At 41.4% G+C, this 11,524-nt stretch carries 7 protein-coding genes and 1 pseudogene; 2 read left to right on the top strand and 6 right to left on the bottom strand.

Annotated elements, in window-relative coordinates; genetic code table 11:
• Positions 1-43: 43 nt before the first annotated feature.
• Positions 44-1,039 (top strand): DUF4382 domain-containing protein, encoded by a 996-nt coding sequence (locus CXF78_RS05190; RefSeq protein WP_102036182.1) that lies wholly within the window; start codon positions 44-46, stop codon positions 1,037-1,039.
• A gap of 412 nt (positions 1,040-1,451) precedes the next feature.
• On the opposite strand, the gene CXF78_RS05185 is transcribed toward CXF78_RS05190, so the two are convergent.
• A complete protein-coding gene (locus CXF78_RS05185; protein ID WP_102036181.1) occupies positions 1,452-1,727 on the bottom strand; it encodes a transcriptional regulator in 276 nt (91 codons plus the stop codon).
• Between the two features lie 665 nt (positions 1,728-2,392).
• Between CXF78_RS05185 and ltrA the strand changes: the two genes are divergently transcribed.
• Positions 2,393-3,865, top strand: a complete 1,473-nt coding sequence (gene ltrA / locus CXF78_RS05180; RefSeq protein WP_102036180.1) for a group II intron reverse transcriptase/maturase — start codon at positions 2,393-2,395, stop codon at positions 3,863-3,865.
• A gap of 270 nt (positions 3,866-4,135) precedes the next feature.
• On the opposite strand, the gene CXF78_RS05170 is transcribed toward ltrA, so the two are convergent.
• The 5 genes and pseudogenes from CXF78_RS05170 to CXF78_RS05150 form a co-directional block, all read right to left on the bottom strand.
• On the bottom strand, positions 4,136-5,008 hold the full coding sequence (locus CXF78_RS05170; RefSeq protein ID WP_102036179.1) for a hypothetical protein: 873 nt from the start codon (positions 5,006-5,008) through the stop codon (positions 4,136-4,138).
• 265 nt (positions 5,009-5,273) lie between these two features.
• Positions 5,274-5,549, bottom strand: coding sequence for a hypothetical protein (locus CXF78_RS05165; protein WP_219622053.1), 276 nt, complete (start codon positions 5,547-5,549; stop codon positions 5,274-5,276).
• A 101-nt stretch (positions 5,550-5,650) separates the two neighbouring features.
• On the bottom strand, positions 5,651-6,853 hold the full coding sequence (locus CXF78_RS05160) for an IS4 family transposase (protein WP_102036178.1): 1,203 nt from the start codon (positions 6,851-6,853) through the stop codon (positions 5,651-5,653).
• 98 nt (positions 6,854-6,951) lie between these two features.
• A complete protein-coding gene (locus CXF78_RS05155) occupies positions 6,952-8,421 on the bottom strand; it encodes an ATP-dependent nuclease (protein WP_102036177.1) in 1,470 nt (489 codons plus the stop codon).
• A 749-nt stretch (positions 8,422-9,170) separates the two neighbouring features.
• Positions 9,171-11,524: pseudogene (locus CXF78_RS05150) on the bottom strand (ATP-binding protein); the annotation flags it as partial.

Raw genomic sequence — 11,524 nt, 5'->3', positions numbered from 1 at the left:
AATAGGTATCATTAGATAAATTTCATATACTCAGGGCGGCTTTATGACGATTTGTAGAACAATGTTTTTATCCTCTATTTTTTTACTTAGCGCATGTGGGAGTGATTCAGATAGTGCTGTGACGGTAGCAGAACAAGTATTACCTCAGGGACAATTCTCTTTAGCTATTTCTGATTCACCTATGGATGGAGTTTCCCATGTTGGTATGGTCATGGGAGAACTGGTCATGACTGATGCTGAGGGGGTAATCCATAGACATGATTTACAGGATATGGCATTTAACCTGCTCGATTTTCAGGGATTGGATAGCCATCTTGTAGTCGATAATATCGACTTACCTCTGGGTCAGTACCATGATGCCTATGTCACCATCCAACAGGGCGATGGCAATGACGGCTGCTATGTTGAAGATGGCCAGGGTCGACATGGTTTGTATGTTGACAATGGGCAGCTTCCTGTTTCAGATTTTGAAATAGTAGCTGACCAGCATATTTCCATCACGATGGAAATTGACTTATATCGTGGCCTATCATATCAACAAGGAGAATACCATTTAGATCATCAAGCTATGTGGTCCGTCGATAATCGGTATATGGGCCACTTGTTGGGTGAAGTAGATCCTCAATGGATCGCCGATTGCGAGACAACTTACTCCGACCGGACTCCGATTGGGGGACAATTTAGTCACATGGCCTATCTGTATCCTGAAGAGATAACTAATATTGATCAAATGACAGATATGAGAACCAATCCTCCTGAGGCGGTAACTCTACCGACTGCGGTAAGTCCTATGATGCAGGATATTGACGGCAACTGGCACTTTGCCATGGGTTATTTGCCAGCTGGAAACTATCGGGTCGGCTACAGCTGCTTAGGTCATTTAGATGACCCTGTCACCGATGATATGACTAGTGGTCAATTTGTCATGTTCAAAGATTCTGGTTCAATTACTATAGAAACAGGAACACAGGGAGGCCAGCAGACAGTGCATGAGTGCGGTAACGGCAATGGTGGTCATCACGGACACCATGGCGGCTAGCCAAATGAGTCAGGCTCCCATTCACTTGGGAGCCTCCACGACCAAAAAGATAGTAAGCCATGTTAATGATGATTATCATTAAATCGAAATATGAGCAGATGCCCTGATCCATTATGGTTAATTGGCAGCCCTGCATATAAAGTGACAAAAACCAAAAGAGGTCAATCATCAGCCACAACTAAAGAGTCTTTATGATTTTGTTACTTTTCTTGTTGGAAAATAGCTCTTAGTCTTCTCTTATATAGCTTACTTTCCGGACCCATACTGACTTCTTCAATAGCGTCAATAAAACCTAGTATTAAATTCATAGTCAGTTGAAGGAAGTATGTGCCATCACATTCATTATCAAAATCTAAACGTAATAGAGAGTAAATAATTTATGTGTCTAGGCTCATTTCAGGACAACTGTGAGTTACATTGGGAAGTGTTCATTTTCATATGATTCAACTAATGAAATCCATTTTTCAAGCTCAGAACCTTCAGCAGTATTAGGTATTGCATCAAACAATCCTTCAATTTTCTTTAAAGCTGCACGATACTCATCATCAGAACTCAGAGGCATCTCTTCGCAATAAGTAATAATCTCATTTCCGCCAGAAGGAGAATCAAGCCATGCAGCTAAATCATCAGCTATTGGTGCCGTTGCGTCACATTTTGAGAGCAATATATTGAGTTTAGTATTCTTCATTATCAATTCTTATCTTTCAATCATCACCGTTACAGTAGCCACTCTATAGTATGACTAAAATTGGGTCTAATCTATCCTGACACACTTTGGGGCGTGCGACGTGAGGTCGTATGAAGCGCTGTTCACCGCTTTTGAGTGAACCATCTGTATCACCAGATGAACCTAGGAGCCTGAATAAAGTAGCGGCTCTGACAATGTAATGAAGATTGGTTATAGACCAATCGGGATCTAAATCGTGAGAGAACGATCCTCCTGATAACCACAAATTGGGTGAGTGCTAGGTAGTCAGTATGATGAACATAAGTGAATCCGCGCAAGGTGCGTTATGTGATGAAACAGCGGAAGTGGTTAATACGCTGTAGCCAAAAGGCATGAGAGTTGGAAAGAGATTGCCCCATGCTCTTTCGTGATCGTTAAGCTCTTCGCACTATAGCGGGCATCTAACCTGACATTGCGCGACATACGGAACACGGTAAGCCTATATCGCTCCCTTTGGGAAGGCTGATTTGGCCGATAGCGATGTGGGTATAGGAGGTTGGAAAAAGCAAAGGCTGCATTGTAACGATGCAGATACAGACTTGTGTCTGGTCACGAAAGTGAGCCCACTTCCGACTGGTCTCCCGTTGCAAGATAATTTGAAGAACTTTATTCAAGGAGAAACGCAAATGATGATTTCAACAGAAATTAGTGCCTCTCCTGACAGCGCTCAATGGCAGTCAATAGACTGGAAATCCGTTGAACCGCCTGTATTAAAGCTTCAGATGCGTATTGCAAAGGCAACACGAGAAGGGAAACACGGTAAAGCGAAAGCGTTGCAGTGGATACTGACTCACTCGCGTTCAGCAAAACTTCTTGCTGTTAAGCGTGTATCACAAAATAAAGGCAGTAAAACGCCTGGAATAGACGGTGTTATCTGGAATACAGATACCCGCCGCATGAAAGCAGTAAATCAATTGAGCAGGAAGGCATATCAAGCCAAACCACTCAAGCGTATCTATATCCCCAAAAAGAATGGCAAACTTAGACCTCTTGGTATCCCATGCATGATAGACAGAGCACAACAAGCGCTCCACCTTCTTGCATTAGAGCCTATATCGGAGACGCTTGCCGACCCTAACAGCTATGGATTTAGACCCAATCGTAGCACTGCTGACGCAGTCGATCAGTGCTTCAAATGCTTGGTTCAAAAGAAATCAGCGCAATGGGTTCTTGAGGGAGACATCAAATCCTGCTTCGACAAAATCGGGCATCAATGGCTAATTGATAACATCGCCATCGATAAACGTATGTTGGAACAATGGTTAAAGTCTGGTTTTATGGACAAAGGGCTGTTTTATCGTACTGATGAGGGCACGCCACAAGGAGGAGTTATATCCCCCACCTTGATGCTAATGACTCTTGCTGGACTTGAGCAGCGCATAAAGTCTACAGCACTCAAAAAGGGTGCCAGAGCCAACTTTATTGGATACGCCGACGATTTCGTCGTCACCTGCGCTTCAAAGGAAGTGCTCGAGAACGATATCAAACCGTTGATCGCTGATTTCTTAGCGGAAAGAGGCTTAACACTCTCCGAAGAGAAAACGCATATTACCCACATCAGCAATGGTTTTGACTTCTTAGGGTTCAATCATAGGAAGTACAAAGGAAAATTACTCATTAAACCGAGTAAATCCAACACGCTGTTGTTCTTGAGTAACCTGCGCGAACTCATCAAAAAGCACGCAACCATCCCTGTTAACGACCTTATCAAACTGATAAATCCGAAACTAAGGGGGTGGGCGAATTATTATCGTCATTGTGTTGCTAAACAAGTATTCGGGTATGTTGGGCACAAACTATTCTATTCGTTATGGCACTGGGCAGTAAGGCGTCACCCAACAAAGTCTAAGACTTGGGTAGCCCTTAAATACTTCATCAACCGAAAAGGCCAATGGCAATTTCACGGTTGGCAGAAGGTCAAGGATATGGATTGCCAATTCAATCTATTCCAAATAGCCAAAGTGCCTATTGAGAGACATGTGAAAATTCGAAGTGCGGCTATACCATTCGATCCTCAATACCAAGAATACTTGGCTAGGAGAAAATCGAAAAGGCAAACTCGTAACGCTTGGAATGAACCTGCTCTCACTGCTTTATAAGTTGCTGGGTATCAAACGATACTTTTGTGGAGGCTTGAGCCTAGTGCAGTGAAAGTTGCACGCTGGGTTCTTAGGGGGGCGGCACTTGGCAACAAGTGTCGTCTACCCGACATAAATAATCCCCCCCCTAGGCTCATTTCTGGACAGAAACGATTTAGAGTCATCAACCTAATTTAGACTCAAAAGATTAGAAAATGTATCACTAGCTTCTAAAGTGGTGGCCAATATTTCTTAACCACTACAGAGTGATTCAACAACACAATTTGTCTGCTAATTTTGTTTGTAGATCACTTTAAGCCTTTTATAAAGTTCATCACTTAAATTATTTAGTCCTTCTTCATTGGGGTAATATGTTAAAGCTCTGTGATGCCCTAAATCAGATGGTATGTCATGCAAAGATTGCGTTATTGGGATGACCGTTTTACCTAGGGTATGCGCAATGCCCGTTTCATACATGACATTTGGATTTTTGCCAGTAAAGTCTACTACCACTACTTTCGAGCAAAATATCAAATCAAAAATATCTTGGATGAATGTAGAGTTATCCCATATGTCATCGGCACGTAAACATTCAAGACTCATATATTGTGCTACACGAGTAATTGCTGAATATGTACCATTGAATCCAGGATTGAATGGCATCATTACGGAAATCAAATTTTCATTTAATTTCTTTTCTGGAACTTGAAAGACGCTAGGCTTAAAAGTAATAATCCGTTCACTTGGAAGCTCGTCATAAGATGTAGAAATGAACTCCCCGTTAAGAGGAGATACTTTGACTGTGCCATTTGGTTGAATGGATAAGGCTAGCTCATTTGTCTTTAAAACAGCCGTTATAGCTTCTAAGGATTTAGCCCTATCTACGTGTTCATTGAATAAGAAATGATCAGGGTGAACCAAATACTCTATGACTTTAACTAAGTCCTTAGATGGCATGTTTTCAGTAGATTGACGATTGTTTAGTTCACCTAAAACTTCTCTCACCCAAACCCTTCTTGTCGACCCATTGTGCGAATAATCAAGATCTAAATCTACAAAGAATCTTGTTAAATATGAAGAGCTTCTATATGGGAAAAATGAGAACGGTTCGTCACCACAAATCATTTCGGCTAGTTTAGTCATTGCCGCTGCTCCTATCTTCATTTTTTAAATTCCTTGTCTGGTAATGCTGTAACTAAACATTTGTATAGTGTTCATGGGCACAGATTTATTTATAAAAGCTCTACAACATATGCATAAAAATTCGGGAATCTCCCCAAGAAACGAACACCTTATGACAGGCTTCAGTGCGTGAATCACTCTGCGGTAGAGTGATTCACTGGCACGATTTAAAGCTAAACGAATATTAGGAAATCTATGGTTAAATCCGCATTCAGCAGTTTCTTGCAGCAATACGGCCTTAAATGACTTATCTAAGATGGTCTAAATATGGGCTGCATAACTTGATAAACGTAGACTTCCAATCATTCGGAAGTCCATCAAAATTATTGGGCCAATTATTTTGAATGTGAAGATGTGCCTTATATGGTTTTTCACTGTTTGGGGCGGTATAACCTAATAAATCTTCAATACATTCCTCAATCATTATCCTTCGTTCTTCACCAGTTTGGGCTAATATTGGCGCATTCATAACTTCTGCGCCCACCGTACCAGAGTCACGGTCATGCATGACCATATAATTCACATCTAATGCATTAAGATATTTTGCGATAGATATTAGAACTGACTTCCCCCTCGCTCGCAAGAATTCACAGTTACCGACTACTTTTGCCCTGGCGGATCCCCTCATAATTTAGGTCTGCCAGCGGTATGAACCAGTTTGATATATTCGTTTAGTGCCCAGTAAATTATCGATGCTTTCAGCGTGTATTTTGGCCTTCGCCGCACTTCTTTTCCTAATCTTACAACGGACAATACAGCGCGATGTTTGATGCTGTTCGCTTGAAAATCCTTCTGCCAGCCAAGATGCCTCGCGGCTATACCTATGCACCACAACAGTATTTCTGCCAGCATTGCGATAAGCAATAACACATCATATCGCTTTGGACACCGGCTGCGACTTTGCCTCAGCCCCATGCCATATTGCGGGCTTTTTAAATCCCGAAAGGTTTCTTCAATTTGCATGCGTTTAGCATATAGCTCAACCACTTTTATTGAGTTGAAATATTCAGGCGGTAAGTTGGTCGCCAGTAGCCAGGGCTCCTTGCTGCCTAAGCGATAACTCTTTTGTGCGGTGTGGTTTCGGCCTGCTTTTGAAGAGCGCTTATCTTTACGTAATTTGGGCTTAGCCTTAAATAGATGTAAATGGCAGCTTAGCGGTGATTTGCGTGCAAGCTGGACATTACCTATGTATTTAGCGGTTGAGTTTGCTTTCGGGTAGAGCGATTTATTCGAGAACCAGGTCGCTTTTCCATGATGCATAAAGCTTACATCGCCACGTACTCTACCAAGCCAGAACCAACCATAACGTTCGACTTCTCTGAACCAGGTATTACGATAACCTGCATCGGTCACGATGAGCGGACAACAGCCTTGAGGTAGAACATTGGCGAGTTCAGCGAGAAACGCATTATGGCTGCGAGGTGCGTTGTAGTCTTCAAACAAAAAAGTGCGTTCATATACAGTCACAGAGCGACCTTGAACACTGATGGATGCACGTAGCGTCATTATTCGGAGCTGTTCACGGACATCAGACCAATCGACCAAGATAATAGGCATAGGATTTGAGCCACACAAATATCGAGCATGCCATTGATAGAGGGTTATTTTATCTTGGGCTAAGTGATGATTACCTAAGAGTCGATCGATACGTTTAATGTTATGTTTAGCCGCCACAGAGCCTGTAATATTGCGACCAAGCTGAGTGAGTGACAATTGATTTCCATCGAGCAGTGACTCAGTGGCAACCATCAGAGAATTAAGACGTTTTTGATGAATTTTGGGGCATTGTTTTTTAAGCAAATCGTGTAGTATATGGATATCACGCATGGTGTTAAATTTAATAGGTTTTTGGCGAAATTGATTAGATCAGATAGCACCATGCGTGTCTACTATTTTGAAATTTAAAAGGATTATCTGGGGATTCCCTAGACTTTTGCCTTATCTTCAGTTGAGAGTCTTCTAATTGTTTCACGTATAACAACTTCTTCAGTATCCCCCTCAACAAAGATGCACTTTTTAGTAAAGAACATTCTAGAGATATAATCATCTACTTTTAACAACATTTTCAAGTTTTGTTTTTCGTCGTCTTGCAAAGTTAAAAACGCATTCTCAAAATTAAATGAATTGGTCGTTGATGAATTGCATGCTGTGAAGTTAAATTTTGTGAGGCTTACACTTTTTTCAGAACCAAGATTAACCATATAAGGTGAATGTGTTGTTGCTACAATTTGACAATTAGGTCCAGCCAAGTCATACAATGAATCCCTCATTTGATTAGCTGCTGCTGGGTGCAAATATATTTCAGGTTCCTCGAAGCAAAATATTGTGGCGCGGGGCTCATCCGCATTTTTATTTATAAAGTCTTGTACAAACCTCAAAAGCTGAAATGCAGTTGCCCTGATCATCCCATGCCCTTGATAATTTACAGCAGTTTTTACATTGCTCTCCATTTCAACATTAAACTGTGGTTTGATGGATTTATAAGGAACATCTAGGGTTGCACTCACATGAACGGAGGAATCAGGAAATAAGTTGCCGACCATCCCGTTAAGGTCTCTGATTAACATGCCAAAATCTGTCGTCCTATCATTTGGATCTAATTCTGCTGCAAGGTTGTTTAGAAACTCCTGAGCTTGTGTATAATTCTGAGATCTACTGCGAACTTGCTCAAATAGATCGCTAAGTAATGAAAATAATGCGCCTCCTGAACTCGTTAGTTCAGCAATGCAAGACTCTGCAGGGATAACAACAATCCGAGGAAGCTTAGACTGCACGTTACCGGGTATTCCTCCTGGATTTTCAACCCAAATAGCTTCTTCATGTTCTTGAATATCCCAACATGCAGGTAAATCTAAGAGCTTTAGTTTGTTAATAGCTATAGTAAGACTTTTATCAAAGTTGACATCGCCAAAGTGTTCTTTAAGGAAAATTTCAGAATAATCTTCGCCGACTAAATCAGATACTTTTGCACATGCGGCATAAAAAGGACTTCTTGTCCTGGGATATTCTTTCATAAATATCTTTGGTTTGCTTTGATTCAAAGACCAAACTTTTTTATAAACAATAGAATTACCTGTTTCGCTAGCTAATTTCTCTAGCGATGAAACTACTCTACCCTTAAATCCCACCCATCCATGTGCAGCATCTGGAACGTTATGATACTCTGCGATAACTTCAACTTCATCCTTGTAAATATAAATTTCCTCTTCCGAGTTATACTCTTTTAAATAATCTTCTCTATCCAAATTTGTGCTTTTATGCAAATGATTTAATGCTGAGAACACACTTGATTTGCCCGCGTTATTGGGGCCAATTAGAAATGTAGTATCTCGGAATTTAATGTGACAATCTTTGAGCTTTCTAAAGTTCTTTATATGTAGTTCGTGCAATCTCATTTGACATCCTTTTGAACAGAGTAATATCCATTTAAATTTTAATATCTATGCGCTGCCATATTTTCAGAGCATAAATTACTTATAACGATCAATTCAAAGTTAACATACATAATCAACATGTCATCCTGAAAAATCTATAATTGAGGCATACCAACAAATCAGGGCGAGAGCATAAATATATTATTTGTTAAAAAAACAATATCAGCAGGCGTGAAACAGCCCATTGTAGTCAAAAATCTCATCGTATCCCCTTAGTGATGTGTACGAATAACCAACACTAAATGCTGTTAAAGCCGAGTTATTTATAAGTCAGCATTGTGAAATTAAGAGTTCAATAACTCATATTCTCGCCTTGGCCAACAAATAACTCACAGAGTTGAGCAATGTTTAACCAAGGATAAGTAAGGCAACGAGGGCGACATCTAACTTATGGTAAATGAACTGTTAAGCGCGGTTTAGCACTTCAATCTCTGCAAGCCAGAAGCCGGTAAGAATGAACTGTCAGCCCGTGAACCAGACTGGGTCAGAGTGATTCACTAGCTCATTTTTGGACATTTCCGAGTTAGATTTTTAACTCTAATCCATGAGTTTCGGATTAATATTTTTATGAGTTAACATCGCCGCCTTTAAAGGCTCTTATTCCTTTGCTCATAATTTATGGCATTTAATGCTTGTACATGGGCAAGCGAAGCTAGTCTATATTGAACAGCCACGATACTTATGCGGCTGATTATATTGTTTATTTTTTATTACCTTCTATAGAGGTTCACTTTTATTTCGTTAGTGTACAAACTAACAGTTGATGACGAAATAATGCTTTTTGAATCAAGCCATTTGACCAAATACTGATTTTCGGGAGTGTTTTTCAATCTCGGCGAATTGTACCCTGTTTTTATTTCTGAAAATGGTTTAGGTAGATTGCTCAAAACAAGGCGAACTTCGTCATTTGTCATAAGAGAATGGTATTTGTTGAAGAGTGAGATTTGCGTCGCTATGGGCGAAGAATGTTTTATCAGAGATTGCGCAATACTCCGACTAATACTGGATATATTGGCGTCAGTGTTGATAATAATTGGGCCGATAATAGCTGACCGCTTAGGAAGATCCACAAGCAATTCTAGGTCCATCAATTCAATTATCCCAAGCTTGGCTGTATTATCAATTTCAGCTCGAAGAAGCTCCTCTAGAAAGTCATCGTCGAGTGCAAAGCTGTCAGAGTCCGCAAGATATGAATCGATGTTGACCGCGACGAATAAAACCTGCAAATCACAGTGATCAGCGAATGCATCGAGACTTTCCTTAGTGAATGTGATTTTTCCTTCATTAATCAGGATTTGAAGCTTGTTTGGTTCGATTTCTTTTGGTGGGTTCTTGAACGAATTCGGCAGGGCGTGAGCATATTCTCTATAGGCTGCATCAGACAGCGAGCCCGCACTGAGGAGGAACTGACGCAGCTTCAGCGAAGCAGAATCACTAGGCATAGAGTGTTCCAAGATAACTTCACGAACAACATCTCGATCAAGATATCCAATCAGGCTATCTGCCTCGAACACGTTATCTTCCATGAAAGCAAGACAGTTTGCCCAAGTTGGTTCAATCTTACCTAACTGAAACAGCATCGGGTGCAATTTCTCAGGCACACCCTCTAGACTTGGCAACAGTATCATCTGCCGTTCAAGGAACTCCCGAAGATCATCTTGCTCAAGCGTATCTTGGCAAACAACAGCTAAAATAGCGGGGATATCTTCCTCAGAATTTCCTTCAAGCTCTAAAAGGATCTCACACAGGTAGCGCTCGAAATCGCGTTCTACCCTCTCCAATAAGGCAAGATTATTCATCGATAGTATAGTCGTGTAGTTCCTCGTCCGTAGTGGTTCGAGATCGTTCTCTCCTAAAATCATTTGGTAAACGTATTCCAAGTTTGCGATCGTAAGTGCGAAAAGTCCCTTCTCGAACATGAAACGTACAATTTCAGTGTGTTCTTTGATTGCAGCCAGATCTTTGACTTCAAAGTCTAGGCATGCAAGGCGTTCCGATGCTAGTTCAGGTAAACTAACCAGAATCTCTGGAAGGTTCGCCGAAACAAATTCTGGTAGCTCGTCAAAATCCCTTGCGAACATTTTGAGCGATTTTTCAGGCAGGCTTGCGACCAATTGAGTGACGTGGGAGATATTGTTAGGGCTGGTTACAACTGCAGGGATAAGTTCATCCCATGCATTGGCTAGTCCTGAAAGAAGTCCGGCAACATTGCTGCCACTGGTGTAATAGGCATCGAAAAATCCCTCGCAGCTTTCAAATTCGGATGAGATATACTCGAAAAGCTTCTTCGTTTGGTCAAGGTAACGGCTTTGGTCCCTCAGAAGGTTATCGACAAGCTTGATGTTCAAGACATAGCTTTGTCGGAAGTCCTCATCTCGCATAGCAGCAACAACTTCTTGTGGATTATCGATCGGGAAACCTGGATCTGGTGTGACAAATGCCCGTATCTGGATCAGAAATTTATTGTCATTTGGCGACAAACGGCCCGAGTGAAAAAGTGAGGTGTATTGATAGTAAGTATCATCAATATGGCCTTCTAGGAGCAGAAAACGGGCAAGTTCTCCGTTTTCCCCGAAGGTTTCGAAATGATCTTGCAGGCCATTGGGGGCCAAACGCAACAGCTCGTTGAGCTTAGTCGTGCGTAGCGTTGCAATCTTTAACTTGAGCTCACTTATTCTACGCAAGCTTTTGTTCTTATTATCAGCCGCCTTATTTTCTATCTCCACTTTGCGTTGCAGGTAAGATCTCTGCGTATCTACTTCTCTTTGTAATTTAGAAGCATCGATATGTCCTTGGTTACCATAGTTGTTGTAGTAGAACAGACGTGAAGTCTCAATCAGTTTCTCGAATGCATCGTGGCTGGCCAGTTGAGGAAGTGAACACAATGTCTGCTGATCATGACTAACGTTGTAAGTATTCGCAGGAAGCTTCTCAACCAGAGCCATAGCGTAGATTTGCCGCAACTCTCTAAGGTCCGAAGGAGTCTGCCGTTCCGCGATTTCAAGACGCTCTTCAAGCCCCAGGATCTCGGCCCTATTCGTCGCCTCACCATGCCTAATGAGTT

Source organism: Shewanella sp. 11B5 (assembly GCF_002836795.1).
Classification (GTDB): domain Bacteria; phylum Pseudomonadota; class Gammaproteobacteria; order Enterobacterales; family Shewanellaceae; genus Shewanella; species Shewanella frigidimarina.
The sequence above is the reverse complement of the archived record's forward strand: the minus strand, read 5'-3'. Positions and strand labels throughout refer to the sequence as shown.

Coding starts and splice junctions, on each gene's coding strand:
- CXF78_RS05185 (WP_102036181.1), bottom strand. CDS start 1,727: ATGAAGAATACTAAACTCAATATATTGCTCTCAAAATGTGACGCAACG.
- CXF78_RS05170 (WP_102036179.1), bottom strand. CDS start 5,008: ATGAAGATAGGAGCAGCGGCAATGACTAAACTAGCCGAAATGATTTGT.
- ltrA (WP_102036180.1), top strand. CDS start 2,393: ATGATGATTTCAACAGAAATTAGTGCCTCTCCTGACAGCGCTCAATGG.
- CXF78_RS05160 (WP_102036178.1), bottom strand. CDS start 6,853: ATGCGTGATATCCATATACTACACGATTTGCTTAAAAAACAATGCCCC.
- CXF78_RS05155 (WP_102036177.1), bottom strand. CDS start 8,421: ATGAGATTGCACGAACTACATATAAAGAACTTTAGAAAGCTCAAAGAT.
- CXF78_RS05190 (WP_102036182.1), top strand. CDS start 44: ATGACGATTTGTAGAACAATGTTTTTATCCTCTATTTTTTTACTTAGC.